Source organism: Photobacterium sp. 53610, from assembly GCF_036409375.1.
Lineage (GTDB): Bacteria > Pseudomonadota > Gammaproteobacteria > Enterobacterales > Vibrionaceae > Photobacterium.
On record NZ_JAXOFS010000001.1, the window covers coordinates 49,242 to 75,410 of the forward strand.

Here is a 26,169-nt window from a genome sequence, read left to right on the forward strand (position 1 = left end):
AGGAGGCTAGATGACAGAGCTACACAAAAACGCTGTCGCATTCATTCAGTGCGCCGCATCAATGGATACATGCGGTAATCATGATGAAAACAACGAGATTGCAATGTTTTTAATCGGTCTGGTGATAGACCATGAAAGGCAGCATCACGCTGCCATCGGGACTAAAAAAGGGAGATTTGCTGCTGAAGGTTGCGGCGTTGGTTTGGCGACAGCGCCTTAAATAATGCGACTGCCAGCTCATCGGTTGCCTTAGAAGAGGGACTAAGGCTGTGGCTGTAAAATAACGACATAACAAATTTATGGCCGCAAACCGGATTCTTACACACATAATACAAATCGGCACAGTCGTTCGACAGCCGATTTGTTTTTTGAATCACCGCACGTTCTCCGCAGCCGCAGGTTACACGGCTACCGTTCACAACAGGCAAACTCGCCGCAGTTTCTATTTTCGATGAAACCAGGGAATGTTTATAGCCCAACGGGCTGACAAAGGTGTGACCGCATTCCGGGTCGGAACACGAACAGAACAGATTCGAGCAATCATCCTGAACAGGTTCACTCCTGCTGATGATCGCGCGCTCACCGCATTTACAGAGAACTCGCATAACTGACCTGACTAAACTTTTGACTGACCAGATCAATAGTAATGATGGGCTGTGTTTTTGTACAGTAGTTGCAATGCTAATCTCTGATGATAATAATGAATTTGAAACTTTATATTCAGGTCAAAAGGTTAGGTGAAATGGTATTGGTAGAATTTTTAGATCATGAGAGCGAACTGGTATTTATTAACCCTGAACACGTTATAAAAGTAAATCGGGGGAGGCATAAAGGGACTACTAATATCTACTTATTAGGTAGTCACGGAACTCATAACACCCATGTGATAGTTGAGAAGAGTATTTACGAAGTAGTACAGATGCTTAAGAGTGCATCATAGTCAAAGCTTACATAATTTAAAAAAATCCCCCGGCTTGCGACCGGGGGAAAACTGCGATGGGACTATGCTGTGTCTTCATCGGGTGGCAGATTATCTTACTTTGGTACCTTGGCAATTGAGTCAATCATTAAATACTGGTTGGATACGGGGCGCATCTCTATCTGCATGAAAATTAATGATATTACGCATTGTAATTTGCGGCAGACATTTAAGATGCTTTTTCAAGCTCGGTATTAAATTTCAAATGCAGCGCTTTCGGCACTTCCGGGTCGTTGTTCACTTCATCCATAATCAGCTCGCATACCGGAATGATTTCATCACGGGCATACTCACGCCCAACTTTTTCAGGGTCGCCAAAACTGGCGGCACCTTGGGGCACCATACCGCCTTTACCTGGCGGGAACCGGTGGCCGACCAGAATGTCTTGCGCTGTGATGTTCTTGATCCGCTCGAACTCATCTTTGGTGGCAATGTCCCCCACCGGAATCAGCTGAAGGCCTTTCTCGTTTCCATTCGGGATGTTCACAAACATGCTGCGGAAGTTACCCACGCCTTTGCTGCTCTGGATTTTCTGCTTCAGGTCATCCTCATCTTTTTTGCTCAGGTTCGGGTCAGTTGCGTAAAAGATGAACCCCATGTGGGCACCGTTCAGATAATACCGCCGGCGGAACATCGTTGCGTCCTGGTTCAGCATGCTGCTTTGAATGCTGCCGAGGTAGTCCGGCATTCCGTAAATTTGCTGCTGAGGGTCATACTGACCCAGCCAGATAATGTCGTTCTCGTTGTAGTCTTTGAACTCATTATCTCGAAGCAGAAACCGGAATTTCCCGTTTTTTCGACGGCGCAAATACATGGACGAAATATGTTCAAGCCGAACAACCCGACCAAAGTGATCGCGTATTTTCAGCAAAGCGCCATGGCCGAAGGTGAAGTAATCCCGGTTGAATCCCTGTAATTGGCGTTTCCGCATACCGCCGCCGCTCTGAAATCGGCCTGTGACATAATTCGACCGGGCGATCAGCGCGCTGCCATGGTAGGCGTTTGCGCGGGCAATCTGTGCCAGCCCTGCGGGCGAAATTGGCGGTTCCCAGTAGTCGTCCATGTCGTTGTAAAACAGTTCGCTGTAATCGGTCAGCCAGCGTCCGGAGTCAACCGCCTCTGCATAATTATCAATACTGTAGCTGGATGCTGTCAGTTGTTCTGTCGCTGGGGTTTGTGCTTCTGTCATGCTGCGGTTGCCCATGTCGATTTACGTTTATTGGTGTGGTTCAGTGGCTCATTGATGAGTGCGTGGGCAATCGCCCAGAAAGCATCGGCATGCCCTGTCATTTCACTGCGTTCTGCACGATACGTGATAGCGTTACCGCTTTTGGTGTTGACGCGGTAGATTGCCATGAATGCCATAGAAATGTCTTTGTGTTCAGCATCGTACTGCAGTCGGTTGGCTTCAATGACGTCGGCCATCTTCAGAACCATGCGAGTTTTGCTTTCTGGGTTGTAGTGAATTGCCACGGCTTCACGCGGATGCTTCGCGCTGATGAGATCCCACACGCCGCTGCCGATACCTGTGGTATCAATGCCGATGTAGGTCACGTTGTAGCGTTCAAACATTCTGTCGATTTGCTCGGCCTGATATTGAAAGTTAAGTCCGCGCCAGTAGTGCTTTTCCAGAATCCGGAATTTCTCTGGGGCGACGATGGGCGGAGCAACCACGACTAAACACGCATTGTCTCGGGTTCGTGATGGGTCGTAGCCCAGCCAAACCTCACGGTTTTCGAATGGCCGCGGTGTGCCAGGTTTGAAGTCCTGCCAGTGGGATGTATCCACCATACAGCGTTCCATGTGGCTGAACTTGAAGACAGACAGTGAGCCATCCACAAACACACACATGAACAAGTTATTGAAATCATCTTCGCTGTATTCGTCGCGAAGTTCATCAATATCGAACAGGTCACAGCCACCGTTGGCGGCGTCTTCGATGGTAACCACATAACGCCACTGGCGATCAGGGCAGAGGCGGCCGCCATCACGGTATTCATCGAACGACGGAAAATCGACTTTTTCCCGGCTTTCTTTGCCTTTTTTCCAGCTGTCACCAGTCCAGAATGGGTATGCCTGGTGCGTTTTAGTCGATGGGGTGCTGAAGTAGGTTTTCCGCCATTTCTTGTGCGTTGCCATGGCAGAGGCCAGCTTGTTCAGCTCGTCGAACTTAGGGATCCAGAAGTATTCATCAACGTAAACATGGCCGTGGTAACTCTGTGCAGTTTTGCTGTTTGTAGACAGAAAGCGGAGTTCAGCCCCGTTGCTGAGGATGATGGGATTTCCGGTGAGTTCGATATCAAGAAACTCTTTCGCAATGGCGATGATGTAGCTGCGAAAGACTTCTGCTTGAGCACGCGAAGCTGAAAGGAATATCTGGTTGTCACCGGTCAGGATGGCATCTTCCAGTGCTTCACCACTGAAATAATAAGTGGCCCCAATCTGGCGTGATTTCAGAATGTTCCGAATTCGCTGCTTGAGGTTCTCACGCATGACCAGCTGATACTTAAACAGCGAGGCATGCCATTCTTTGAAGTGGTCAGCAGTAATTTCGCTGACATCATTTTTTTGTTTTTTCTTCTTCTGTTTCTTATTGCTGCTGCCACCACTGTTTGCATGTGCTTGATCATGCTTCTGAACACCGCTGTTCTGTGGTGGGGCTGATTTCAGCTTTTCCTGTGCCCGCAGCTTCTTCAGGTTGGTGTGATGTTTTATCAGCCGGTCCAGCATATCCAGCTGACTCGGGGTTGGGTCTGTTGTTTCCAGTAGGGTTTGAATACGTGTCGCGATCGCTTCATCCACGGTGAATTCGCGCAACATATCCCGCCAGCCATATTTGTCAGCCCAGTAATAAACGATGCGCTCATTACTCAGGCCCAATTCGGCAGCGATCTCTTTTGGCGTCCATGCCTTCAAATAGAGGGCTCGGGCGGCTTGTCTAACTTCAGGTGAATATGCCATGTCGCAATCATACGCCTCTGAGTAACTTGAATGACTCACTTTATTTCCAATGTGTTCGGATATGGCTGATATCCGAATTTTCAGGAATTCAAGTGAGTGCTTGATTGTTCTCAAAGGCGTATCTTTTCCGTGACTGATGAGACAAAAACTGACTTTGAACGGAATCGGGACTCAATGAGCAAATCGACTGGCTGGGTAATTGTGGCAACTGCTGGGGCAACCGTAGACGGGCGCACCATTACCGACAACTGGATTAAAGACATGGCGGACCAGTATTCAACTGACGAATACACCGCGCTGATCTGGCCTGAGCATTTCCGTTCTTCATGGGCGCCGTTTGATGGGAAAAACTGGGGAACGGTAGATGAAGTCAAAGCCGCGAAATTTAAAGACAAGCTGCGACTGTTTGCGAAATTAACTGCAAATGATTATCTGCTGGAAGCGAATAAAGAAGGGCAAAAGCTGTTCACGTCGATTGAGCCGAACCCAGATTACAAAGGCAAAGGTCGCTGTTATCTGATGGGCTTGGCCGTGACCGATTCCCCAGCCAGTACCGGTACCACTCGCCTGAAATTCTCTATTGGTGAAAACACGCATGAACGTGAATACAGCCAAATGGAAGAGCTGAAATTCTCCGATTTTATCGCGGTTGCACAAGATGACCGCAGCACGATAGCGAAAGCCTTCAGCACACTTGCTGAGTGGTTTTCCGCAGGCGGTGAAACGCCGATTCCACATTCAACCGCAACACCGCACGACGAGGAAACCGACGTGACCGAAGAACAATTAAAAGCCGCGCTGGCTGAACAGTTAAAGCCGTTCAATGCCCAGCTGGAATCGCTGCAAGAGCAGGTGAACCAGTTCTCAGCGCAACCCCCTGCAGATCCACCGAAAGACGACACTGAAGGCAAGACTGACGGTGAAAAACAGGGTGATACGTCCTCAAATTTCAGCCAGTTATTCGCCAGTGAACTGGAGAAGCAACTGAACCCGCTAACGGAAAAGCTCAACGGTCTACAGGACCAGTTCAACGAGCTGAAGCAAGAAAAGCCGGGGCAATCCCCGGACCAATCAGGCACAGGCAGCGATACGATGGAGGTATTTTAAATGCTGAACGCACTTTCAACCGGATACCTCATGGAATTTTGCGCAACGACAGTCACGGCTGCTGGTGCACAAGCAGGTTCGCGGATGTTCAACATTACACCGCCAATGGAAACCAAGCTGCGTCAGGCGATCATGCAGTCCCATGCGTTTCTGGGGATGATTTCTTTGCTGCCAGTTCAGCAGATTAAAGGCCAGGTGATTGATGTTGGTAGCGATGGCCTGTCAACGGGGCGATCAGCAGATGGACGTTTCAGTGTGGAAGTGGGCCAGGACGGGAACGAATACGAGCTGACCAAAACTGATTCCGGAGCGCATATTGACTGGGAAACCATGACTCAGTGGGCGAACTCCGGTCAGAAAGGCGAATGGCTGAAGCTGATGCAAAACGCCATTTCCCGCCGCTTTGCGTTAGACATGATCCGAGTCGGCTTCAATGGCGTTTCGATTGCAAGCCCAACGAACCCCCAGGCCAATCCGCTGGGGCAAGACGTCAACAAAGGCTGGTTGACGATTGTTAAAGAGAAAGCGGCTGAACAGGTATTGCCCGCCGCTCAGCTTGACCCAACCGGAAAAACTGCTGGCGCCTATAAAAACCTGGATTCACTGGTGCAAGACCTCATTAACACGACGATTGCACCAGAGCATCAGGAAGATCCCGACTTAGTTGTCTTGGTCGGTTCTGAACTTGTTGCCGCTGAACAACATCGTTTGCTGGAAGCCGCGGAAACGCCTACAGAGCACAAGGCAGCACAGTCGTTGGCGAAAACCATTGCGGGTAAGCAAGCCTATAAGCCGCCATTCTTCCCGAAAACAGGCATTTGGGTAACGAACCTGAAGAACCTGCAAATTTTGACGCAGACTGGCACCCAGTGGCGAAACCAAAAAAACAACGAAGACAAACTTCGCTTCGAGAGCAATCACATCCGTATGGAAGGGTATGCCGTGGGCAACATGCACAAGTTTGCGGCGATCGAAGACGTCACCGTTGTTGAACCTGAACCGGCAGCATAGGAAATAGCGCATGGTGAGTCCGTTAAAGAGACAACGTGAGGCCATCCTTGCCAAACAGCAAGCGGTAGAAACCCCGCAGGCTGAAACGGTGAATACAGACAGCCTGCACATCAAACTGATTGAGTTTGAAGAAGACCGTCAGGACATGCGACGTCGTTTCAATGCGCGTGCCGATCGTGAGGCTTATAAGCGTGATGTGCTGATTCCGAAATACCAGCCTTTGGCGGACGTCTACCTGAACTCTGGTGAGCGGTATCAGAACCCAATTTTCAGCACCGTGATTGTTTGGCTGTTTGATATCGGTGATTTGAATACTGCCATCGAGTGGTGTTTCAAGGCGATCGAGATGGACTTGCCGACGCCTGATTTTATCCGCCGTGACTGGCCGAGCTTTTGTGCTGATCAGGTGCTGGAATGGGCGGAAAAACAGTCCGAACGCGGGCAAAGCGTTGAGCCGTATTTCAGCCAGGTGTTCGGGAAAATCCAAAATGACTGGCGTTTACATGAAGAAGTGAATGCCAAGTGGTTCAAGTTTGCTGGCCTGTCGTTGCTGCGTGATGACGAAGGCAAACCCCGAGCGGCGGCGGTTGGTGACATTGAAATGCTGGAAAAAGCAAAAGCCCTGCTTGTTGAGGCGAACAACCAATACGACAAGATTGGCGTTGGCACCATGCTGACCAAAATTGACCAGCGCATCAGTGCGCTGAAAACCGGGAAGAATTTGTAAGACTCCCAAGCCACCCGCCTCGGCTGACGAGGAGAGGGCAGCCAACAGGCTAACCCGAATCCGTCGACTCAGTGGCAAGAGGCGCACTAATTGATAGGGAATGTGATGAGCTTTGGCGGAAGACTGAATACAGACATCAATACACCGATATCTGGGAATGGCTGGCCGGACTTAAGTACCGAAGAGTTTCGCAAAGTTCGTCGTATTCCATCTGTATTCGACGAAAGCTCAATTGTGATGGCGCTGGAAGCAGCCGCGTTTTATGTGCAGGGGCAGTTGAGTAGTTTGCTGGAAGGTGGTGAGCCGCCCGAGCTTTCAGCGCCATCGGTGTACAGGCGTGCCGTTTACAGTAGAGCTCATGCCGATTTGTTACCGGAGTTCGCGACTCAGGACCGTCGGGAAGTGGCTGAAAATGCGGCGGAAGATGCACCCGAACAGGATGCCCGCTTTCGTGCCCAATCAACGAGAGACATCTGTTTGTTGCTGGGACGCAGCGCCAATGGTGTGGAGCTGATTTGATGGAAACCAAACTGCAGTACTTACACGGATACCTGGTTGAAAGCCTCTCCGGCCTGGTTCACGAAGGCGAGATACATGCAACACAGGCAGGCGGCCAGGTCATCGTTGACGGTGAAGACAGAGGGAACGACGGATATCGGGTTGCCTACTGGCAGTACGATGCGGGTTTGTTAATTGAGGCTTTTCCGCACCTGAAGCTTGACCCCAAAAATCTGTTTGCGCTGCTGGCTTGCTGGTTGGATGAATACGACAGTGATCGGGATGTACTGGACGACCTGCGTGATCCTGAAATTGAAGTTGAAGAAAACAATGAGGCGACAGCTGATGTGCTGATTCGAATTACGTTTGCTGAACCGATCGAAATTGTTCCGGACGAAAGCGGCCTGATTGTATGGAATGGCAAACGTTACAAAGTCAATCCGGTAGATATCTGGGTGGCTGAAGAAAGCGAGATAAACAATGAAACCGGTAATCACGCTTAATGCCAGTGATGCGGTTTCGGCAAGGAAGGCGTTAGAAGCGTTAGCGCTCTCTCCGAAGAAGCGATTTTGGCTACTGAAAGATTTGGGCCGCTGGGAGATTCGCCAGACCAAAAGCCGGATTCGCAGGCAAAAGGATGTGAACGGCAAGCCATTTGAAAAGCGTAAGCAGGGCGAAGATCCGGTATTAGCCAGCTTTACCCAGGGAATGGAACCCTATGTGCAGGACCGGGTGACTTTGAACCTGACCTGGAAACGTAAGCTGAAAGGCAGTAAAGCCGCTGCCAACCAATTGGGCTTTATCGAGCATCAGAGCGCCGCAAAACACATCAAAAAAATGAATCGTCGTTTTGGTGAGCCGGACTACGGAGCGCCTGCCACAGATAAGCAGGCCATCGCTCTGAGGCGATTGGGTTACAAGCTGAAACGCAAAGGTGGCGGCTATAACCGACTGAGCAAGCGAAATATTGCCAGGCGAATGACGATAGGCCAGGCGGGCGTAATTATTCGCATGATGCGGACGGGGTCTCGAAAAGGTAAGCAGAGCTGGACGATAGAAAACCCACAACGTGAGTTTTTAGGAACATCAAAAGAACGTGTGCGTGCTCGACTGGTACAGAACATTGAAAAAGCCAGGCAGCGCAGATAACGACAAGCAAAGGATAGAGCAAATGGCAATCGGAACCGTTGATGTCAACAACCTCAACTTAGGGCAAGGCGACGTGCCGGAAATCGAGCGTCATTTGCTCTTTATCGGCAGTACGTCAAAAGCTGAGCTGAAGGGCAAGCTGACCCATGTGTCTGCAGCAACCAACTTGGATGATGTGGTGGCAGATGATGTCCTGGGCCGCAATGTGATCGCCGCGCAGCTCAATGGCAAGCAAAACTGGACCGCAGCTATCTATGCGCTGGCAGACGGCCAGACCTGGGAAGACGCGGTGGATGCGGCCAACCTGACCGGCTCTTTCGAAGGCATTGTGATTGTGGATGAAACCACAGACAAAGCCGGATTTGATGCCATGCAGGCCAAGCACACCGAACTGGTGAGCAAGCTGGGGCGCTGGGTGTTCTTTCTGGCTGCCGTACCGGGCATTGATAAAGCGGCGCAAACCTGGTCGGCTTATACCGGCTCAATGGTCACCTTGGTGAAGGATGTGGCAGCCAATATGGTGGTGCCGGTGCCCCAGCTGCATGGCAACAATATCGGGGTGCTGGCAGGTCGACTGTGTGACCGCAGTGTCACCGTCGCCGATACGCCCATGCGAGTGGCAACCGGCAATGTGCTGGGAATAGGGGATACGCCTGTCGACAGTGACGGTAAAGAACTGGATATGGCGACCATTATTGCACTGGCGACCGCCCGTTATTCGGTGCCGCAGTGGTACGCGGACTTTCCGGGGATTTACTGGGGGGATGCCACCACGCTGGAAGCCGCTGGCGGTGATTATCAGGTGCTTGAGTATGTGCGCCCGGTGCACAAGCTGAACCGCCGGGTTCGGGTGAAAGCGATTCGCCGGATTGGCGACAAAAGGCTGAATTCCACCCCGGCGTCTATTGAGCGCAATCGTCAGTATTTCAGTGCAGATATGCGTCGAATGTCGAAGACCACCGAAATTGGCGGCATCACCTTCCCGGGTGAAATTATGAAGCCACGGGAAGAAGATGTGATGATTCAATGGCAAACCAAAACCAAAGTGATCATTGGCCTGATGGCCCGTCCGCATAACTGCCCGAAACATATCGCAGTGAATATTGCACTGGATTTGACTAACCCAGCGGATACGGAGGCTTAATGCGAATTTCCGGAAAAAATATGCGATTCAACCTGGGCGACATCCGATTGAGCGCACAGAAGTTCACCTTGTCGATTACCGATAACAGCGCGGTGTCTAAAACCAACGGCGTGCCGGATGGCTACGTGGACGGCGATGTAGAGGCATCGGGCGAAATGGAACTGACCACCTCGCAGTTCAACCTGCTGAACAAGGCCGCAGCCAATGCAGGCGCCTGGCGCGCACTACCGGCATTCGATGCCATGGGTTACGGCAAGATTGATAAGGATGAGCTGAAAGTCGAGATGTTCGGCGTTCGCATCAAGATTTCTGACTTGCTCGATGTCGACAGTAACGGCGGCAGCGCCCTGGTGCACAAAATCCCGTTCGATATTACCAGTCCGGACTTCATCAAAATCAACGGTACATCGTACCTGCGTGATGACGAAACCGAAGATCTGGTTTCCTGAGGATAGCGAATGCCGGACGTATTTGATCATGCCAGTGCTATCGAAGCCAAATTCAACCAAATGGCGCTGGACCGACAGCTGGGTGCCGCGACCCGCCAGACGGGCAACCAGACCAGCGCGACAGAGTGCACGGAATGCGGCGACGCCATCCCAGAAAAGCGCCGCCAACACATACCGGGGTGTCTGTACTGCACCCCATGCCAGGAACTCGCCGACAAGGGGAAACTGTGATGACACGTGAAGAATTTATCCGCCGCTGGCCGAACTTCAAACCGGAAGAATTCGCCTGTAAATGCGGCCATTGCGGGCCGGAGTCCGGTCTGAAGATGCAGCCTGCCACCATGGACAAATTGCAGAACACCCGCAGCGACATGGACATACCATTCGTGATCACCAGTGGGTACCGCTGCCGCCGTCATCCGGTAGAAGCCCGCAAATCAGCACCCGGCGCGCACAACTACGGCCAGGCGGTTGATGTCAGCTTAAGCGGTGAAACCGCACTGAATTTGATTGGTAGCGCGCAGCTGTATGGCTTCACCGGCATTGGTGTGGCGCAGAAAGGTTCCGGCCGATTTATTCACCTGGATGACATGGCATCAGGAAAAAACCGTCCGCGTCCCTGGATTTGGAGCTACTGACATGTGGGACAAAGTGAAACAGCTAATCGGCACCGCAGCGCCCATGGTCGGCACCTTGATTGGCGGTCCGGCAGGTGGCGCAGTCGGCGGGCTGGTCGCCAGCGCGCTGGGTGTTGATAACACCCCGGATGCCATTGAGCATGCGATTAAGAATGACCCTGATGCCTTTCTCAAACTTAAGCAGATTGAGATGGAGCATGCCCAGGAGCTGAAACGCCTGTCGCTGGAAGAAGGACGGCTGGCGATGGAATCCGCCCGCATTGCAATGGCGGATACCCAGCACGCCCGTGAGCAGCATCGAGACCACTGGATGCCGAGCGCGTTGGCAATTTCCATGGTCGGCATGGTGGCCCTGATGTTTACCGCGCTGCTGTTCGGTCCGCCAATGCCGGAACGCTATGACAGCGTGCTGATGATCATTGTGGGCGCTGTACTGACCGCATTTTCGACGGCCATTGCCTACTGGCTGGGAAGCAGCAAAGGCAGTGTTGATAAAACCAAACACCTGAAAACAGGGGGATAGATGACCGACACCACACGCCAGACATCACCGGAACGGACGAATTTAAGTGCAATTGTCCCTGTGCTGAGTGTGGCCCTGACAATTTTGGCGGCTTGCATTGGCTATCTGTTTATTCAAACGGCGGCCAACAAGCTGGCAATTTCTGAACAGCGCGCCTATGTCGCTGAAAACTATGCTACGCGGGATGAGCTGAAAGCAGGCTTTGACCGCCTTGAACAACGCCTCACCGACGGGTTCAACCGTCTGGATGAAAAACTGGAGCGAGTAAAACCATGAGCAAAACGATCACCTTAACCGTTGCAGGTACTGACGTCACTTTTCAACCCACCCCGGACCTGTATGCGGAATACATGGGCCAGATTGCGCAGGGCAATATTTCCGATGGCGCCCACAACTTCATCATGCAATCGGTAGGTGAAGACGGGAAGGAATACCTGAGAAATTTGACTGAAGAGAACCCAGGCGCAGCCATACAGCTGGGGTCGACGTTGATGCAGGCATACGCGCCTAAAATCGCCATCTCCGTAAAAAAATAAACAGCAAGGTCACTGCACTGGATAACAGTGACCTTGCCCAGATGCTGGCATTTCGTCGCAAGTGGCTGCCGGGTGAGACGGATGATGAAACCAGTCTTGCCCAGGCGACCTGGCTGGAAAAACGCTACTGGGAAAACATGGCCGCAGCGATGGCCTCTGGTGTGAGCAAGGCATTTTCAGGATAAACCATGTCATTACCCGAACCGCTCCGATTTACCGTTGGACTGATTGACCAAATCTCTAAACCGCTGGGGAATATCCAGCGTCAGTTTAGCGGTATGGCCAGTTCTTATCGTGACGGCACCCATACCATGGTTGCTGGCGCGGCGGGTGTAGCCGGTGCGGGGATTGCCCTGCAGCAAGCGCTGATGCCTGCCATTGAAATGGACCGGGTGTTAGGAGAAGTGAAGTCTCTGGGGGTTGCTGATGAGCAGCTTCAGCAGCTCAGTGATACTGCACTGAATTTTGCCGTGGAGTATGGCAAATCTGCCACTGAATTTGTTGCGGCCAGTTACGACATCAAATCCGCTATGGGGGATTTGACGGGTGATGAGCTTTCAAATTTGTCGAGAACAGCCGCGATTACTGCTGCGGCAACAAAAGCTGATACCAAAACGATAACTGATTACTTCGGAACCATGTATGGCATTTTCCAAGATCAGGCGACGGTCATTGGGAAAGATGCATGGGCCGATCAGCTGGGTAGTTACACAGCATTAGCGGTGGAACGATTCAAAACTGATGGTGTGAAACTGTCTCAATCTTTCAGGGCGTTAGGGAATGATGCAACGGTTGCAGGTGCCGGTTTAGGTGAACAGTTTGCAATCCTTGGGCTATTGGGCAACCAAATGGACGGCGGTGTAGCTGCCACCAAATACCAGGCTTTCATCAGTAAAGCCGCCGGTGCTGGAAAATCACTCGGGCTTAATTTCTTAGACGCGAATAACCAGCTGCTTGATGCGGCCTCAATCATTGATGTCATCAAGGGCAAGTATGGCGACTCGTTAGATGCTTTAGAAAAAATGAAATTGGAGAAAGCTTTCGGTGGTAAGGAAGCGATGTCCTTCATTTCAACGCTGTATGGGCAAACCAAGGAGCTTAGGAAGCAAATTGCAGATTTCTCCCAGGTCAAAGGGCTTGATCAAGCCATGCAAATGGCCGGAGCAATGACAGACCAATGGGAGCGTTTAGAGCAAGGACTATTCGCTGTGCGTGCGGCATTCGGGCAGGCGTTACTCCCTTCCATTTTGCCTGTGGTCGAAATGCTTGCTGATGGCGCCAGGGAGGTGCTGCTGTGGACAAAACTGTTCCCCAACCTGACCAAATATATTGGTTATGCCGTGATCGGGTTTTTAAGTCTGACCGCTGTCGGCGGCGCATTCACCGTCATGGTCGGAGCCGCAAAAATGGCCTTTTCAACCCTGATGCTTCTGATGTCTCCCATTACCGGAACCGTGGCGCTCGTCGCAGCAGCATTCGCGGCAGCAGCGTTTGTGATTTATGAGTATTGGGACCCAATTGCTGCATTCTTTTCGGGGGCATGGGAAGCGCTGAGCGGAACATTTTCGAATGTCTTTGGCGTGAGCAACGAGACATCGGGCGCATTGAGTGAAGTGTTCAAAGCGGTGAGCCTTTTATGGGGAGCAGTGACGAACCTGTGGGACAGCACCTTCGGGCTATTTGCTGAGTTTTTGTCAGCATCTGATGGCTTGAACGCGTTTACCGAAGTCGGCCGTTTATTTGGCATGACGATGGCGAATTCATTCATGCTGGTGATTCAGGTGCTCAAGCTGGTTGCAGCCACCTTTACCTCAGTAATTACCGGCATTACGGCGTTGTGGAATTTTGCTTTTTCAGGGTTCAGTGACACCTCAGTCTTTGCGCCGTTTATTGAGGCCACTGAAGCATTTGGGCAGGCATTCTGGGGTGTGGTCGGCACTTTATGGAAACAAGTGACCGACATGATTAATTGGGTGATTAAACAGGTCAACCTGATCCCTGGCATTGAGATTGGCCTGATGGGTGAACAGCCGGACATCAAGATTGATGCTGTGGCAAAAGCTCAACCCCGAGCACAAGTGCAACCCGGTGGCGTGGCGAAAACACTGGCGAATTATCAGAGCAGCTCAACGCATTATGGTGGCGTCAGTATCTATGCCCAGCAGATGAACAACCCGCAGGACTTCGCGAACGAAATGGAGATGTATGCCGGATGACCTATCAGGACATTTTGATCGATAACGGTGATGTGGTGCTCGATGCCGGGCGAAACCCGGTGCTGATTCAGGACCGGGCCGTGATTGCGCAGGACATCAAGCACGCGATTATTGAATCCGGTCTGGCGGTAGCCCTGATTGCAGAGCGCAGCCGCAGCAAGCGCCGAGACATCAGCACCCAGATTGAATTGCTGGTTGAAGAAGATGTACGCCTGGTTCCGGGAACCGTCCGGCTCGAAGAGCCCACCCCCGGTACAATCTGGGTGTTTGCCACCACGCGGGATTTCGGCACGTTAGAACTGGAGGTCAGTCATGGCTGAGATCCCAAAACCTGACTATGCCCAAATTGTGAAAGATGCCGGGGTGCCCCTGGATAAAGACAGCTGGAAGCAGGTGCTGAAAGCCGAGATGACCGCTGAAGAGGCCATCATCAATAACGACTCGCCGTTCTCCCCGTTCTGGCGCCTGATTGAAAATGCGGTGATCAGCTGCACCGTGTGGCTGGTTGACCGGCTGATGGTCAAACATGTGCTGCCGAACACCTTTCTGGCAACGGCCGCCGGGGAATGGCTCGACCAGCAAGCCTGGGCCTGTCAGACCGACCGCAAAGGTGCCAGCAAGGCATCCGGCCATGTGGCGTTTCAGCGTGCCGCCGCGCAGGGACCGGCCCTGATGATTGCGGCCGGCACCTGGATTCAGACCGATGTGATTAACGGTCACATTTACAGGGTCCGGGTCACTCAGGACACGGAGCTCCCGGAAAACCAGACCCTGGTGCTGGCACCGGTTGAGGCGGAATTGCCCGGCGCGGCGTACAACCTGGGCGAAGGGTATTACCACATCCTGCCCACGGCCATTTCCGGCATTGCGGCGGCGACCAACGCTGCAGACTGGCTGGACAGCGCCGGTGCGGATGAAGAATCCGACGATGAGCTGCGTCTGCGGGTCCGTGACCAGTGGTCAGCCATTGCCAAGTGGCACATTGATGCAGCTTATCGGGCGCTGCTGACCAAACGGGCCGGGATCCAGGATGACAATGTGTACTTCGAGCACAACGCACCGCGCGGACCGGGCACTGCCAACGCCTACATTCTGCTCGATACCGGCGAACCGTCAGCGGCAATGATTGCTGACATGAACCAGCACATCCGGGACAACGGCCAGCACGGCCACGGGGATGATTTGCTGGTGATGGCGATGCCCGGTGTTGAAACGGATATTCAGGTCTCTGTCTGGCCTGTGACATCAATGACGCTGGAAGCGCGAGACGACCTGAAAGCTCAGATTGAGCATTTTATCCGGGCTGCTTTTCGCGAGAACTCTGATTATCAGCCGACCCGGACCAATCCGGTCAAACGCTTCAGCTTCTCGAAACTGGGGCAAGAGCTACACGCCCAGTTCCCTGGTATTGAATCGCTGGAATTTGCCCAGGTGGACATTCTGAACAACCTGACCATTCCCCGTATCGGGACGCTGGAGGTGACGCTTGAGAATGCCTGACATTGTTCTGAAGTGGTGGATGGGCCAGGGTGAGCTGGCAAAGATTGCCCGCGCCCTGCATCGCTACTGGGGCAAGGTCTCGGAGGCAGTGCAGCTGCCCCTGCAGCAACACGACCCGCTGACCGCACCCATGGGCATGGTCGAGCTGCTGGGCTGGCAGCGGGGTGTCACCCGGTTAGGCCAGGAGCCGGAAACCCTGTTTCGCATCCGGGTGGCCTACGCCTACCCGTTCACCAAAGAGGCCGGTTCGATTGCAGGCTGGGAAGATATGTTCCGAAAGCTGGGCTATCCGCATATCACCCAGGATGAACGGCTGCAAAGCGTGGATTGGGACGTGGTGAGTCTGCAGATTCAGGATGGTGATTTAACGGAAGTTCCCCGGTTGCTCGATACCGTGATCCGCCAGTATGGCCGCACCTGTCGGCGCTACCAGTACACCAGTTATGTGCAGATGCCTGTGGCTGCCAAAAGCCAGGCCATCGATGCCGGATTTGAGACGGCGCACATCAAAACCCGCATCAATGTACCCATGTTGCCCAAAGTGCTGAACATGGAATGTGAATACTACACAGCAACAGTGAAAGGCTGAGGAAAGAATGGCAAATACGACTGAAACGAAAATCCTGACCGCCGCTGGTAAAGCCTTATTGGCACAGGTGAACGCAGAAGAAAGCCCGCTCACCATTGATAAGCTCATCTTTGCTAATGTCCCCGACCGGGCGGATTACCCTCAGCCTGAAGATGTAGTGCCCACAGACTATGTGGTGTTTGAAAAAGCCGTGGAGCAACGCGGTCGGCTCAGCGCGGATGCGGTGATCTACTCGACCACCCTGAAAAGCGATGAAGGGCCGTTCCAATTCAACTGGACGGGCGCTTACAGCTCAGAGCAGGGCGTACTGGTGACCATTGACCATCATGCAATGACGCCGAAAACAGCCGATGAACCCGGTATTGCGGGCAATACTCTGGTGCGCTCTGTGGTGTTGGAATACAAAGACATTGCGGAAATCACCAACATCACCGTTGATGCCTCGACCTGGCAATATGATTCAGCCAAGCGACTGAAACGTATGGATGATGACAGTGCTCAGGCGCTGATCGACATGAACGGCAAAGACTGGTTCATGGACGATGGTTTTCTGGTGACGCCTCAGTCTACTGCCTTCAAGATCAAAGCCGGTGCTGGGTACGTGTCGGGTAATCGAGTTCAACTTGAATTTGACCGGATTGTGCAAGTGCTGAGTAAACCAGCATTTATCTATGTCGATGCCTATCGGGAAGGCTCACCTACCGGCGAACAGACTACCTTGTTTGATTTCGTGGTGACCGCCGACGAGAAAGACGACTACACCGACCCGCAAGGTGTGAAGCACTTTGTATGTCAAATTGCCCAGGTGTTGGCGGATGGTAGTGTGAGTGATTTGCGTCCGGAAGGGGAGAAAGCTGATAAGGCCTATGTGAATGCGAGAGCTGCACGAGTATTTACGTTGTTAGAGGCAAAGGCGTGCAAACTCGCAACGGGTTCGATAATTAATGTGCAGCGTGGCATTTGTTGTCGTTACAAAATAACAGATCTGGAAAGCCCTGATGGTTATTTTGATGTAACAATGGATGATGGACGGACATTAGAATTACAGCATGACGGTGTTGTGGATGTTCGTTGTGGTGATGCGGTGCCGGATGGCAACTATGAGCAGAACACGGGGACAGATAACACATCAGTCTTCTCAGCAATGCCATTCTATGCTGAGAATCATAATGGGGCTAAATTTGTTGCTCACGGATGTTACAAAGGTTCGGTTAAAGTGAATCGGAGTGACTACCAATTCGGGGGGACAGCAATCATATTTGATGATAAGAAAATACCAACCCTGGAAGTTGAATCGTATTACGGCAGTAAAAATTTTGGCCCATATATGGGGAGACCCTGGGAGTATCCGGAAGGTTTAGCACCTAATGTGACATTACATCGTTTGACAGCAAATGTGGTTAAGGGGCAGAACCGAATCACTGTAGATACAACGTCAGGACTGAAAAAAGGAATGACTGGTGTGTTGATATCTGGGGAGCATACGTTATCAACGCCAGATAAAAACCATGTTCCACAAAAGTTTCAATTTGTCAGAATTGCTGATATTGGGGCGAATACACTTTTGTTTGATGAGGAAATTTATTCAAACATGGATGTGACCAGCCTGGATACATATTTTGTTCAATGGAAAATGTTGGAAAATATTCGCATCACTGGACTGACGTTTAAAAATAAGGATGGTGCAGTTTACCTCCATAAGTTTGGTGGCTTTTATAATGCTCATATTGACATTACCATGGAAGCTGAAACGGCATGCGGCGCAGCGGCATGCTATAAGCGATTATATTTAGGTGCGAATTGCCAGAGAGGGTTTAACGGGTTGTCGACAGCACGAATGACCGAAGAGCTTATCGTCATGGCTTCGGTTAAAACTGGGCGATTAAACTCAGGCGGTTCAAGTGAAGAGTTGTCATTTTTCATCGAAGAAAATCCTCGTCGAGTACATTTAATTAACTTCACTGCCCGGAACGGCAGGCTTCATCTTTATGGTGGGAGCGAGCATACCAATATTACGGGCGAAGTAGATATTGATGGGTATAGCCGCAGTGCTTTATACATGACAACCTTAGAACAAGGGGCAAGAGTTTCATTGTCTGGAAAGTTAGCGAGCAGCAATGCCAGCTATACGGTTCATAGTAAGTATTTATCGAAATGTGATGTTTCATTCTCTGGTGTCATTTTAAATCATAGCAGTGGGAAGGCTTGGGATCACAATACAGGTACATCAAATGTACAACCAGTATTCACTGGTAAAACGAATGCAGATGTATCTAGTGTGAATTATATGAATGTGGTCGATATCAATTCGCAAAGTGAAGTGCCAAAATCAAAGTATATTTATATTCCGGATGGGATGATCTCCACTAAAATTTCATCCGGTGTTGTAACGACTTTGAAAAAAACTGGGCTGATTCAGAGCATAATTAAAATTTCAGAAGGCCGGTTCAGGGTCCAATTGACAGATGAGGTTTCCGGAGGCTATTTAGAAGATGTCATTTCTTCTTCAGAAGATGTGTCTGTGCCTGAACTCACAAAATACTCAGACGCGTTTGAGATTGTATGTAAAAACAGCAGCGGAGCATTACAAGATCCGTTAAGACTGCTGGTTGAAGTCTATATTTAGGAATATATATGCTCACCCTGTCCGGAACTCAGCTCCTTCTCAAATCCCTGCGCCTCAGTGTGCGCCAGCAACTTGCCGGACAGGACATGTCCGGCCAGACGGCTGCCACGGACCAGGCGGAAACCGGGGACAAAGCCAAGGTGCTGTCAGTGAGCGGCACCATTCCCTTTGAACGCCAGCAACACCTCAGCAAGCTGTTCGAACTGGCTGGCGCCAAAAACAACAACGCCCGCCAGGTGTATCGCATCAGCAACCAGACGGCACAAGCCCTGAAAATCCGTGAAGTGAAGTTTCAGGGCAACATCAGGGCGGATGAGCAGGAATCCCTGCGTCAGTGGGCGGTGAGCTTTGAGCTGGTTGAACACATGTCTGTGCCTGAGCGCGTCGAAAGCCGGGAGGCGGACAAAACAGCCTCTCAGCAAACGGTGCAGGGGGTGGAAACCCCGTCAAATCAGGTCACAGCGTCTGCAGACGTGCCACCGAAAACAACGGTTGAGCTCACTGGATTTATGCGGGTTTTGAAACGGGTGGATGACGCACTGGCATGAACACACAACGCTTTACCGCACAGGTCTATATTGGCCGTCAGAAAACCAAGGTCAGCTCGCACCGGCTGACCTTTGACGATACGGCACCAGGCCGGGCGCAACTGGTCATTGAAGGCACCCCGGAGGTAAACAGCATCGTCGCCGTTGACCTGGGGTGGGGGGAGAGTCTCAGCCGGGTGTTTCTGGGTTATGTGGAACGGGTGCAGCCGACTCAGAAAGGCTGGTCGAATCTCTTTTGCCGGGAGCTGGCTGCGGTGCTCTATCGGCCGCTGCCGGTCATCATGCGTCACCCGACGATGATGCAGTTGCTCAGCCATGTCAGTGAGAAAACCGGGCTGCAGTTCGTGGTACCTGAACGGGCCTACAGCAAAACTGCAGCACCCTGCTTTTACAGTGACGGTAATGGGTATCGGGTCATCAATGAGCTGGCCGCCACCTTCAGCGTGCCGGATTTCTTCTGGCAGCAGCAAGGCAATGGCCAGATTTTTGTCGGCAGCTGGCAGGACAGCTATTGGGCCGATAAACCCGTGACAATCCCCAATGAACTGATGACGGGTCACACGGCCAACAAAAGCGCCACAATCCCCTGTATCCCTAAACTCAAGCCCGGTGCCCTGGTCAATGGCACTCGCCTCAAGGCGGTGGAATTTACGGGCACAGAGGTGAAATTGACATGGACTTAAATACCATCCGGCGGATGATATACCGCCTGTTCCCGGAGTTGACCGCAAAAGCGCACCTGCCTCGCTGGGGTAAGGTGGTCGCCCTGCCTGAACTTCCCAAGGAAGGCGACCTGTCCGACCGGTTTTATCCCCATTATGCAGTCAATGTGCAGTTGCTGGATGAGCAGGGGAATAATTTGAAAGACTGCCCGCCGTTGCAGGCGGTTCCGCTGCCGGTGCCCGGCGTGGGCGAGATGGCCGGACGACTGGAGCCGCCCGCGAAAGGGAGCATCGTCGAAATTGGCTGGATGTTCGGCCAGGCGGATAAGCCATTTATCCGCTGTGTTCTGCCGCTGGGGTTTCGACTGCCAGCCATTTTGGAAGGGGAGTCCCGTTACCAGCAGCGAAAAGGGGTTTTCCACCTGGTTGATCAGGCGGGTAACTTTGAGAGCACCACAGATAAAAACGCCACGCTGAACTGCATTGACAGGAACGTGAACGCGACCAATTACACTGCAGTCATTGAGCAGCTGCGGAAAGTCCTCATCAAGCAGAATGAGGAAATCACCGTGCTCAAAGACAAAATCGAAACCATCGAAGGCCAGGCCAAACTAACCGTCAGCAAAGACCTCATCATCCAGGCGAAGAACATCACCGAGGATGCCGACACCATCAAACTCAACGGCGGTAAAGGTGTCTGCACCGGCGCGACCATCTGCCCGTTCACAGGCAAGCCGCATGTGGACGTATCAACCACCGTATTCGCAGGGAAGTAACCATGGCACTTAGCAAAGATTCATTGAAACAAAAAATCATCGACAACCTGAAAGCCAAGGGCTTTGTCACCGAAGGGGAGCATGCAGCTGCGGGTGATATGGCTGACGCGATCGCTGCGGCTGTGGTGGATGAAATCACGGAGAATGCTCAGGTGTCAGTTACAGGTGGCAGTTCTGAAGGAAGCTATAAAGTCACCTGAACATATTCACCGACCAGCAAGCGCCCACCATGGGCGCTTTTTTGTTGCCTGCAGTTAGCCCGTTACAACGGCCACGGAATGGAGCGAGCGCGTGACGAAATCCGCACTCCTCCTCCCCACCTGCGCGGTTTGCGATCTGGTTTTTTACGAAATTCTATTTTGCGAAAATCTGGAGCCTGCAACCCACGGCTTTGGCGTTCGAAGCTAGAGTTGATGCGGGGTATTCAGAGATTCAAAGCCCCTCAGAATAGCTCACAGAGCGTTCTCAAAATTTCAAATTATGAAATTCTTTCAGATTTTCTGAAATTTTCAAACATGAAAGCATGGATGCATGCATAGTTAAGTGATTGATATCAAAGGGGGTTGGATGGGTTTTGTCACGATCTCAATGATCATATTATGATCTCATTGGGTCGAAGTGGTGGGTTATAAATTATTGATATTATTTGTTTTGTGGTGGTTTGATGCAAAAATTTGAATTTCAATTTAGATCACGGGTTTCCATGAAGAGGAAACTAATCCAGAGAGGCTGACGGACGATATCAAGCCTCAAAGGATATAGGTTTCTATTTAAGATTAAGACTTGTCAGTCACGATATACTTGGAGAAAACGCCAAAAATCACCTCTCGGCGTATTTCCTCATTAGCTAATTTCAGCCCATTTTCGAAGTAATCATTCAGTTTTAATTTATCTTCTTTAGAAACTGGGAGGAACAAATGTGAACCTGAATAAGAAAAACCTATTACACCTTTTTCCTTATATTCCATGACATCGAATAGAGGGTTGTTCCTAATATACTTATCTAATGTATCTTCGACGGGTGACTCAACAATTCTGTCCATTTCTTCGAGAGTTAGTGCTAGTTTTTCATGAGTAATCTCATCTCCATCACTTTCATCAAAAGGTAAGAATGTTAGTGTTTCCCCTAATATATTTTTTAAAGTTTCAAAGAAATTTTGAGTTGCGTACCGTATTTCTGAGTTCTCGATGACCATGCGAGTTTTCTGCTCACCAACGCTTTCATTGTGCAAGTTCTCGACAAGAGACTCGAGTGTGGTTGTCGTGCCGACAAGTTTGTCGACAGCAAATAAAATATTCTCTACCTTATCCTGGTCTTTGCGTTTTTGTAGGAAAGAGAAGAACATCCCGGCCCATTGTTTTTTTAAGTGTTTTTCAATGTCAGAGAATGACTGGTATGTCTCAATCCCGTTGTTAGTGCTTGAACGATGAACTGAATCAATAAACTTAAAAATTGAAACTGAATCAGATTGTTTTGCTATTGCAGGGTAGGTGATTTGTTTTGCAAAACTTTCATCATTAGCGCGAATATTTTCTTTATAGTAGTGCTGTGCACTATGTACGTCTGCCTTAACGAATGTGAAGATCGGTAAGCCGAGATCACGGGCTTTGTTGTACTCAGCTTGAGTGATAGATTCACCATTTCCGCCCTGGAATTTTCCACCGTATCGGCCTGATATGATCAAAACAAACAAATCACAGTGCGCGACCTCGTTGACACATGAGTCGTGGGTATGTGCATCAACATCATAATAGACACCACTGTACTCACTAAGAACCGGGTTGAATCCATAATTGATTATGAAGCGCTCCAATTGAGCCCGCTCCTCCTGAAGGTCATAACAGGTAGAACTGACAAAAACTTTTGGTATAGCCATACTGTCACTCTTTTGATTCTAGTTTGTTCGTCGATATTCATCTATGTGTGCCAATATAACCCATTGATACAAAACGAGCTACGACCTATGCTACAAAAGCACTGGCAAAATCCAGTGCCGGGATTAGGACCCCGTTTTGATTTCCACAGGCACATGAGTGCCAGCATTTTGCTGGTTTTTTATGTGTGGCTTCAGCATACCTGTGTATGGTGTTTTGCTTGTTTACAGGCAAGATGTACCCGTATTTGGGTGAGCAGGGCAGCCTTCGGGGCGGCCGCGACCTGTGGAGCAGTAGTCCTAACACTGTTCAGTTCACCACCCAAAGATTAGGACCTTTGCGTGGTGATTAACTAAGCACCACAGGAGGTCGTTATGACCAATCAACTCACAATCATGGTTTGTGGGGGTAAGTAAAAAAGGCGATGGAGTGTAGACACTTTGTCGCCACTCATTCGAAGTCTTGCCTTTAAGTTATTGATTCAACAGGGTGTGATTTGGATATATTGATAAGACCATATTTTGAATCATCCCAACCGTTAATCACGCCTTTCTTCTTTATACGTGTTGAGCCTGTGGCTAACCGAGCGCCTGCTGGCTCAGTCTGCGCTTGATTTCTTCTGTACTCATGGCTTCCAGAGGCAGCATCAGCAGGGTATCAATATGATGCTTCAGAAGCCTGGTGGTTTCTTCACAAGCTTTTTCCTGTTCCACAGGGTCTTCACTGGAAGTCAGCGGATTCGGTAAGTCCCAGTTGATCCGAATGCCATCTGCCAGCCAGTTTGGGCAAGGTTCATCATGCAGGCTGTCACAGACAGAGATCACCAGATCCGGATGAAAACGGCTGAATTCCTCCCAGGATTTACTTCGGAAGTCGACTGGGTTCAGCCCCATCTCAGACAGATAAGTTTTGATTTGGGGGGATAACTCCCCGCTGGGATCACTGCCGGCGCTGGCTACTTCAAAACCTGAGGGCAAAAAGCGTTTGGCGACCGCTTCGGCAAGGATGCTTCGGCATGCATTATGGCGACAGAGAAACAGCACTTTCATGGTTTCACCGGTTTCTTTCACAAGGTTGGTTTAAACAGCCTAAGTCTTCCCGGTGAACTTTTTGTGTCAGTTTGATTACTCCGACAGCGCAAGCTGTGCTGAGCGCAAGATCTCAACGATTGGTGCTGCTTTGTTATGGCGGCGTACGTCGGCAAACAATTCTTTGGCCTGCGGATATTCGTGACGCAGATAGGCGAACCATTGTTTGACCCGGTTCGGGTAATACAAGCCTTTGTCGCCTTTGATTTCGTATTCTGAATACTTCAACAGCAGAGATACCACTTCGTGCCATGGCATGTGTGACTGGTTGTATTTCACCACATTGCCAAGGTTCGGCAGGTTCAGTGCTCCGCGGCAGACCATCAGGGCATCGGCTTGTGTTGCGGCCATGCAAGCGTTACTGTCTTCGTGGTTCCAGACTTCGCCATTGGCAACCACTGAGATGGCAGCTTTTGCTTTCACCTGGTGGATATAGTCCCACTTAATCGCTTCAGCTTTGTATCCGTCAGCCTTCGTGCGGGCGTGGATCGTCACTTCATCCGCTTTGGCTTGCGCAACGGCATCAACAATGTCAAAGCAATGAGCAGGATCATCCCAGCCGAGACGCACCTTCGCGGTGACAGGCAGCCGGGGATCCACCGCATCCCGGACAGCTTTTACAATGCGGTACATGAGGTCAGGCTCTTGCAGCAAAACCGCTCCGCCGCGACTTTTATTCACGGATTTGGCCGGGCAGCCAAAATTAATATCAATGCCCGGTGAGCCCAGTGAGGCGGCAAGGTGGGCGTTTTCAGCCATCCAGTCTGGATCCTGCCCGAGTAACTGAACTCGTACGGGGGTGCCCGATTTGGTTCTCCCGCCCTGCAGTAATTCCGGGCAGAGGCGATAGAACACGCTTTTGGGTAAACGCTGGTCGATCACCCGAATAAATTCGGTGACACACAGATCGTAGTCATTGATATCGGTCAGCATTTCCCGCATCAGGTGGTCAAGGACACCTTCCATCGGGCCAAGTATCAGTCTCATCGCTTCAGGGCACAGCAGGTCAATTCAGGGAGGCGAGATTGTAGTGCGGAACAGGGCGATTGTCACCTGCGATGTCCGGGATGTCTCAGGCTTGGGGCTGTTCTCCGTGAAACGGCGGATGTCTGAGCTCGTTGCTTTTGATGATTTGTGTAGCAGCAGTCGTTGTATCCAGTGACTGCAGGCCGGCATTGAACATAGCACGTGCCACGTCTTCCGCGGGGATGGGGCGGAGATGTGAAAGCGGGCCGATGAGCACGGGCTGAAAGAGTTCCAGTATTTTCTGGGTCAGAATTTCATCCTGACGGGGGTGTTCTCGTTCGCCAGTAAGTGGTCCGGGTCGGACAAAGATACAGTGTGCGAAACCCATATCACTGAGTGCTTGTTCCATCTCAGCTTTACAGCGTAGATAAAATGAAGGGGAGTACAGGCTGGCACCAAGACTGGAGATGACAACCAAGTGCTTCACGCCCAATTGATGCATGCTGCGTGCGACTGACTTGACCAGTTCCACATCGACCGCTTTCAGCCCGGCTTTTCCTCCGGCATTTTTCTTTGTTGTGCCCAGGCAGATAAAACCCAGTTCCGGAACAGGATCGGTTTCTTCCCACTCAGTAATTCTGAGCTCCGGATGAACAATCTGTACCAGATGCTTGCTGCGATAAGGCAAAGCGGACCGTGTTAAGGCGTAGACGCTTTCGAAGGTATCGCTGCCGAGCAGGATATGCAGCAGTTCGTTGCCGACCAGTCCGGTTGCCCCGGCGATGATTGCGCTGATCTGTCGTTGCATGTGGTTATCTCATGGTTGGTTATTGAGTCCATTTTGACGTTGCTTTGGCTGAAAATTCAACAATAAATCGTCATATTTGCGGCATTTTTGGGATGCGTTATACTCGCCGCGATAAATACAAGACAGGAAAAGACCATGACCACATTGATCACCCTTTCCAGAGACTGGGACGGTATGCCGCCAGCCTTTATTGAAGGCGCACTGTTAGCTGCGAATGCAAATCCTGCGGCAATGGAGCCGGATTCCTGGCTGCCGGTTCTGATTCACGGCGGTTTACCGGAAGAGGAATCTGCTGAGATCAGTCAGCCGGACAGAGCCGCAATTCTGGCGCATTTTGAAAATCAATATCTGATGATCAAAGCCGGTGAGTATGTGTTGCCTGAAGCTCTTCAGTGGCAGGAAGCTGACGGTGTGTCGGAAGCCATGGGGCATTTTGCGGAAGGATTTTTGTCTGTCTGGCCATATGTTGAAGACAATTGGGCAGATAAACCTCTCTCTGACGGTACGGCAAGAATGCTGTCAGCTTTACTGACGACCTGCATGCTGATGATGGATGAGGCCGATACGCTGGCACAAATGGCAGATGCAGGAGTGGACAGTATGCCGGAGCCCCAGACGCTGTATGCAAGCTTGCCGCTGATGATCACTGAAGTGGTGATGGCTGCGGATGAATTACAGCAGGGCGGTAGCGCAGCTCAGTCTGTGAATCCATACAAAGGGGTCGGCCGAAATGATCCCTGTCCTTGTGGCAGCGGGAAAAAATTTAAGCAATGTTGCGGGAAAAACTCGTGAA

The 26,169-nt window shown here is 51.1% G+C and carries 32 protein-coding genes; 25 read left to right on the forward strand and 7 right to left on the reverse strand.

Translation table 11 applies throughout. The annotated features are described in order from the left end of the window. Positions 1-10: 10 nt before the first annotated feature. On the forward strand, positions 11-220 hold the full coding sequence (locus SPK40_RS00275; RefSeq protein ID WP_330959868.1) for a hypothetical protein: 210 nt from the start codon (positions 11-13) through the stop codon (positions 218-220). On the opposite strand, the gene SPK40_RS22955 is transcribed toward SPK40_RS00275, so the two are convergent. From SPK40_RS22955 to SPK40_RS00295, 3 genes are all read right to left on the reverse strand, one after another. Continuing rightward, positions 162-605: an ogr/Delta-like zinc finger family protein gene (locus SPK40_RS22955; protein ID WP_442957534.1), complete on the reverse strand. Its 444-nt coding sequence runs from the start codon at positions 603-605 to the stop codon at positions 162-164. The two genes, SPK40_RS00275 and SPK40_RS22955, sit on opposite strands and share 59 nt — an antisense overlap. Positions 606-1,148: 543 nt before the next feature. Next, positions 1,149-2,168, reverse strand: a complete 1,020-nt coding sequence (locus tag SPK40_RS00290; protein ID WP_330959052.1) for a phage portal protein — start codon at positions 2,166-2,168, stop codon at positions 1,149-1,151. Next, on the reverse strand, positions 2,165-3,940 hold the full coding sequence (locus SPK40_RS00295; RefSeq protein ID WP_330959053.1) for a terminase large subunit domain-containing protein: 1,776 nt from the start codon (positions 3,938-3,940) through the stop codon (positions 2,165-2,167). The genes SPK40_RS00290 and SPK40_RS00295 overlap by 4 nt, the downstream gene beginning before the upstream one ends. 174 nt (positions 3,941-4,114) lie before the next feature. Here SPK40_RS00295 and SPK40_RS00300 point away from each other — a divergent pair, with 174 nt between their 5' ends. The 23 genes from SPK40_RS00300 to SPK40_RS00410 all read left to right on the forward strand — a co-directional run bounded on the left by SPK40_RS00300 (position 4,115) and on the right by SPK40_RS00410 (position 20,839). Further along, positions 4,115-5,047, forward strand: a complete 933-nt coding sequence (locus tag SPK40_RS00300) for a GPO family capsid scaffolding protein (protein WP_330959054.1) — start codon at positions 4,115-4,117, stop codon at positions 5,045-5,047. Continuing rightward, positions 5,048-6,058, forward strand: coding sequence for a phage major capsid protein, P2 family (locus SPK40_RS00305; RefSeq protein ID WP_330959055.1), 1,011 nt, complete (start codon positions 5,048-5,050; stop codon positions 6,056-6,058). It begins immediately after the preceding gene. Between the two features lie 10 nt (positions 6,059-6,068). Continuing rightward, positions 6,069-6,785, forward strand: coding sequence for a phage terminase small subunit (gpM, locus tag SPK40_RS00310; protein WP_330959056.1), 717 nt, complete (start codon positions 6,069-6,071; stop codon positions 6,783-6,785). A 105-nt stretch (positions 6,786-6,890) separates the two neighbouring features. Further along, entirely contained in the window at positions 6,891-7,304 is a 414-nt protein-coding gene (locus SPK40_RS00315) for a head completion/stabilization protein (protein WP_330959057.1), read from the forward strand. Beyond that, positions 7,304-7,786 (forward strand): phage tail protein, encoded by a 483-nt coding sequence (locus SPK40_RS00320; protein ID WP_330959058.1) that lies wholly within the window; start codon positions 7,304-7,306, stop codon positions 7,784-7,786. The genes SPK40_RS00315 and SPK40_RS00320 overlap by 1 nt, the downstream gene beginning before the upstream one ends. Beyond that, positions 7,764-8,432, forward strand: coding sequence for a hypothetical protein (locus SPK40_RS00325; protein WP_330959059.1), 669 nt, complete (start codon positions 7,764-7,766; stop codon positions 8,430-8,432). Before SPK40_RS00320 ends, SPK40_RS00325 begins: the two co-directional genes overlap by 23 nt. A 22-nt stretch (positions 8,433-8,454) precedes the next feature. Beyond that, entirely contained in the window at positions 8,455-9,576 is a 1,122-nt protein-coding gene (locus SPK40_RS00330; RefSeq protein WP_330959060.1) for a DUF2586 domain-containing protein, read from the forward strand. Further along, positions 9,576-10,025, forward strand: a complete 450-nt coding sequence (locus SPK40_RS00335) for a phage protein (protein WP_330959061.1) — start codon at positions 9,576-9,578, stop codon at positions 10,023-10,025. The genes SPK40_RS00330 and SPK40_RS00335 overlap by 1 nt, the downstream gene beginning before the upstream one ends. 9 nt (positions 10,026-10,034) lie before the next feature. Then, entirely contained in the window at positions 10,035-10,256 is a 222-nt protein-coding gene (locus SPK40_RS00340) for a TraR/DksA C4-type zinc finger protein (RefSeq protein ID WP_330959062.1), read from the forward strand. Next, complete coding sequence (locus tag SPK40_RS00345) at positions 10,256-10,663, forward strand: D-Ala-D-Ala carboxypeptidase family metallohydrolase (protein WP_330959063.1); 408 nt, start codon at positions 10,256-10,258, stop codon at positions 10,661-10,663. Before SPK40_RS00340 ends, SPK40_RS00345 begins: the two co-directional genes overlap by 1 nt. A 1-nt stretch (position 10,664) precedes the next feature. Continuing rightward, on the forward strand, positions 10,665-11,186 hold the full coding sequence (locus SPK40_RS00350; protein ID WP_330959064.1) for a hypothetical protein: 522 nt from the start codon (positions 10,665-10,667) through the stop codon (positions 11,184-11,186). After that, positions 11,187-11,462 (forward strand): hypothetical protein, encoded by a 276-nt coding sequence (locus SPK40_RS00355; RefSeq protein ID WP_248141881.1) that lies wholly within the window; start codon positions 11,187-11,189, stop codon positions 11,460-11,462. Next, positions 11,459-11,722: a putative phage tail assembly chaperone gene (locus SPK40_RS00360; RefSeq protein WP_330959065.1), complete on the forward strand. Its 264-nt coding sequence runs from the start codon at positions 11,459-11,461 to the stop codon at positions 11,720-11,722. Before SPK40_RS00355 ends, SPK40_RS00360 begins: the two co-directional genes overlap by 4 nt. Before the next feature lie 41 nt (positions 11,723-11,763). Beyond that, the gene (locus tag SPK40_RS00365; protein WP_248141885.1) at positions 11,764-11,907 is read left to right on the forward strand and encodes a DUF6890 family protein; all 144 of its coding nucleotides are present in this window, start codon (positions 11,764-11,766) and stop codon (positions 11,905-11,907) included. A 3-nt stretch (positions 11,908-11,910) separates the two neighbouring features. After that, the gene (locus SPK40_RS00370; protein WP_330959066.1) at positions 11,911-13,938 is read left to right on the forward strand and encodes a phage tail tape measure protein; all 2,028 of its coding nucleotides are present in this window, start codon (positions 11,911-11,913) and stop codon (positions 13,936-13,938) included. After that, positions 13,935-14,258: a DUF2590 family protein gene (locus SPK40_RS00375; RefSeq protein ID WP_330959067.1), complete on the forward strand. Its 324-nt coding sequence runs from the start codon at positions 13,935-13,937 to the stop codon at positions 14,256-14,258. Before SPK40_RS00370 ends, SPK40_RS00375 begins: the two co-directional genes overlap by 4 nt. Next, a complete protein-coding gene (locus tag SPK40_RS00380) occupies positions 14,251-15,438 on the forward strand; it encodes a baseplate J/gp47 family protein (protein WP_330959068.1) in 1,188 nt (395 codons plus the stop codon). Before SPK40_RS00375 ends, SPK40_RS00380 begins: the two co-directional genes overlap by 8 nt. Then, positions 15,431-16,027 (forward strand): phage tail protein, encoded by a 597-nt coding sequence (locus tag SPK40_RS00385; protein ID WP_330959069.1) that lies wholly within the window; start codon positions 15,431-15,433, stop codon positions 16,025-16,027. Before SPK40_RS00380 ends, SPK40_RS00385 begins: the two co-directional genes overlap by 8 nt. Before the next feature lie 7 nt (positions 16,028-16,034). Further along, a complete protein-coding gene (locus SPK40_RS00390) occupies positions 16,035-18,653 on the forward strand; it encodes a phage tail-collar fiber domain-containing protein (protein WP_330959070.1) in 2,619 nt (872 codons plus the stop codon). Positions 18,654-18,661: 8 nt separating this feature from the next. Next, entirely contained in the window at positions 18,662-19,201 is a 540-nt protein-coding gene (locus tag SPK40_RS00395) for a baseplate complex protein (RefSeq protein ID WP_330959071.1), read from the forward strand. Then, positions 19,198-19,884 (forward strand): hypothetical protein, encoded by a 687-nt coding sequence (locus tag SPK40_RS00400; protein ID WP_330959072.1) that lies wholly within the window; start codon positions 19,198-19,200, stop codon positions 19,882-19,884. The genes SPK40_RS00395 and SPK40_RS00400 overlap by 4 nt, the downstream gene beginning before the upstream one ends. Next, a complete protein-coding gene (locus tag SPK40_RS00405; RefSeq protein ID WP_330959073.1) occupies positions 19,875-20,639 on the forward strand; it encodes a hypothetical protein in 765 nt (254 codons plus the stop codon). Before SPK40_RS00400 ends, SPK40_RS00405 begins: the two co-directional genes overlap by 10 nt. A gap of 2 nt (positions 20,640-20,641) precedes the next feature. Further along, positions 20,642-20,839: a hypothetical protein gene (locus SPK40_RS00410; protein ID WP_330959074.1), complete on the forward strand. Its 198-nt coding sequence runs from the start codon at positions 20,642-20,644 to the stop codon at positions 20,837-20,839. Between the two features lie 576 nt (positions 20,840-21,415). Here the strand turns inward: SPK40_RS00410 and SPK40_RS00415 are convergent. The 4 genes from SPK40_RS00415 to SPK40_RS00430 all read right to left on the reverse strand — a co-directional run bounded on the left by SPK40_RS00415 (position 21,416) and on the right by SPK40_RS00430 (position 25,376). After that, a complete protein-coding gene (locus SPK40_RS00415; RefSeq protein WP_330959075.1) occupies positions 21,416-22,516 on the reverse strand; it encodes a DUF4062 domain-containing protein in 1,101 nt (366 codons plus the stop codon). 576 nt (positions 22,517-23,092) lie between these two features. Next, positions 23,093-23,563, reverse strand: a complete 471-nt coding sequence (locus SPK40_RS00420; protein ID WP_330959076.1) for an arsenate reductase/protein-tyrosine-phosphatase family protein — start codon at positions 23,561-23,563, stop codon at positions 23,093-23,095. A gap of 75 nt (positions 23,564-23,638) precedes the next feature. After that, a complete protein-coding gene (dusC, locus tag SPK40_RS00425; RefSeq protein WP_330959077.1) occupies positions 23,639-24,589 on the reverse strand; it encodes a tRNA dihydrouridine(16) synthase DusC in 951 nt (316 codons plus the stop codon). A gap of 85 nt (positions 24,590-24,674) precedes the next feature. Then, positions 24,675-25,376 carry an NAD(P)H-binding protein gene (locus tag SPK40_RS00430; protein WP_330959078.1) on the reverse strand — a complete coding sequence of 234 codons (702 nt, stop codon included), beginning with the start codon at positions 25,374-25,376 and terminating at the stop codon, positions 24,675-24,677. Positions 25,377-25,511: 135 nt separating this feature from the next. Between SPK40_RS00430 and SPK40_RS00435 the strand changes: the two genes are divergently transcribed. Then, the gene (locus SPK40_RS00435) at positions 25,512-26,168 is read left to right on the forward strand and encodes a YecA family protein (RefSeq protein WP_248141075.1); all 657 of its coding nucleotides are present in this window, start codon (positions 25,512-25,514) and stop codon (positions 26,166-26,168) included. The last annotated feature ends 1 nt before the right edge of the window (position 26,169 follow it).

Bases quoted from the DNA above. Each gene is read 5' to 3' on its own strand.
- SPK40_RS00275 (WP_330959868.1), top strand. From the start codon at position 11: ATGACAGAGCTACACAAAAACGCTGTCGCATTCATTCAGTGCGCCGCA.
- SPK40_RS22955 (WP_442957534.1), bottom strand. From the start codon at position 605: ATGCGAGTTCTCTGTAAATGCGGTGAGCGCGCGATCATCAGCAGGAGT.
- SPK40_RS00290 (WP_330959052.1), bottom strand. From the start codon at position 2,168: ATGACAGAAGCACAAACCCCAGCGACAGAACAACTGACAGCATCCAGC.
- SPK40_RS00295 (WP_330959053.1), bottom strand. From the start codon at position 3,940: ATGGCATATTCACCTGAAGTTAGACAAGCCGCCCGAGCCCTCTATTTG.
- SPK40_RS00300 (WP_330959054.1), top strand. From the start codon at position 4,115: ATGAGCAAATCGACTGGCTGGGTAATTGTGGCAACTGCTGGGGCAACC.
- SPK40_RS00305 (WP_330959055.1), top strand. From the start codon at position 5,048: ATGCTGAACGCACTTTCAACCGGATACCTCATGGAATTTTGCGCAACG.
- gpM (WP_330959056.1), top strand. From the start codon at position 6,069: ATGGTGAGTCCGTTAAAGAGACAACGTGAGGCCATCCTTGCCAAACAG.
- SPK40_RS00315 (WP_330959057.1), top strand. From the start codon at position 6,891: ATGAGCTTTGGCGGAAGACTGAATACAGACATCAATACACCGATATCT.
- SPK40_RS00320 (WP_330959058.1), top strand. From the start codon at position 7,304: ATGGAAACCAAACTGCAGTACTTACACGGATACCTGGTTGAAAGCCTC.
- SPK40_RS00325 (WP_330959059.1), top strand. From the start codon at position 7,764: ATGAAACCGGTAATCACGCTTAATGCCAGTGATGCGGTTTCGGCAAGG.
- SPK40_RS00330 (WP_330959060.1), top strand. From the start codon at position 8,455: ATGGCAATCGGAACCGTTGATGTCAACAACCTCAACTTAGGGCAAGGC.
- SPK40_RS00335 (WP_330959061.1), top strand. From the start codon at position 9,576: ATGCGAATTTCCGGAAAAAATATGCGATTCAACCTGGGCGACATCCGA.
- SPK40_RS00340 (WP_330959062.1), top strand. From the start codon at position 10,035: ATGCCGGACGTATTTGATCATGCCAGTGCTATCGAAGCCAAATTCAAC.
- SPK40_RS00345 (WP_330959063.1), top strand. From the start codon at position 10,256: ATGACACGTGAAGAATTTATCCGCCGCTGGCCGAACTTCAAACCGGAA.
- SPK40_RS00350 (WP_330959064.1), top strand. From the start codon at position 10,665: ATGTGGGACAAAGTGAAACAGCTAATCGGCACCGCAGCGCCCATGGTC.
- SPK40_RS00355 (WP_248141881.1), top strand. From the start codon at position 11,187: ATGACCGACACCACACGCCAGACATCACCGGAACGGACGAATTTAAGT.
- SPK40_RS00360 (WP_330959065.1), top strand. From the start codon at position 11,459: ATGAGCAAAACGATCACCTTAACCGTTGCAGGTACTGACGTCACTTTT.
- SPK40_RS00365 (WP_248141885.1), top strand. From the start codon at position 11,764: ATGCTGGCATTTCGTCGCAAGTGGCTGCCGGGTGAGACGGATGATGAA.
- SPK40_RS00370 (WP_330959066.1), top strand. From the start codon at position 11,911: ATGTCATTACCCGAACCGCTCCGATTTACCGTTGGACTGATTGACCAA.
- SPK40_RS00375 (WP_330959067.1), top strand. From the start codon at position 13,935: ATGACCTATCAGGACATTTTGATCGATAACGGTGATGTGGTGCTCGAT.
- SPK40_RS00380 (WP_330959068.1), top strand. From the start codon at position 14,251: ATGGCTGAGATCCCAAAACCTGACTATGCCCAAATTGTGAAAGATGCC.
- SPK40_RS00385 (WP_330959069.1), top strand. From the start codon at position 15,431: ATGCCTGACATTGTTCTGAAGTGGTGGATGGGCCAGGGTGAGCTGGCA.
- SPK40_RS00390 (WP_330959070.1), top strand. From the start codon at position 16,035: ATGGCAAATACGACTGAAACGAAAATCCTGACCGCCGCTGGTAAAGCC.
- SPK40_RS00395 (WP_330959071.1), top strand. From the start codon at position 18,662: ATGCTCACCCTGTCCGGAACTCAGCTCCTTCTCAAATCCCTGCGCCTC.
- SPK40_RS00400 (WP_330959072.1), top strand. From the start codon at position 19,198: ATGAACACACAACGCTTTACCGCACAGGTCTATATTGGCCGTCAGAAA.
- SPK40_RS00405 (WP_330959073.1), top strand. From the start codon at position 19,875: ATGGACTTAAATACCATCCGGCGGATGATATACCGCCTGTTCCCGGAG.
- SPK40_RS00410 (WP_330959074.1), top strand. From the start codon at position 20,642: ATGGCACTTAGCAAAGATTCATTGAAACAAAAAATCATCGACAACCTG.
- SPK40_RS00415 (WP_330959075.1), bottom strand. From the start codon at position 22,516: ATGGCTATACCAAAAGTTTTTGTCAGTTCTACCTGTTATGACCTTCAG.
- SPK40_RS00420 (WP_330959076.1), bottom strand. From the start codon at position 23,563: ATGAAAGTGCTGTTTCTCTGTCGCCATAATGCATGCCGAAGCATCCTT.
- dusC (WP_330959077.1), bottom strand. From the start codon at position 24,589: ATGAGACTGATACTTGGCCCGATGGAAGGTGTCCTTGACCACCTGATG.
- SPK40_RS00430 (WP_330959078.1), bottom strand. From the start codon at position 25,376: ATGCAACGACAGATCAGCGCAATCATCGCCGGGGCAACCGGACTGGTC.
- SPK40_RS00435 (WP_248141075.1), top strand. From the start codon at position 25,512: ATGACCACATTGATCACCCTTTCCAGAGACTGGGACGGTATGCCGCCA.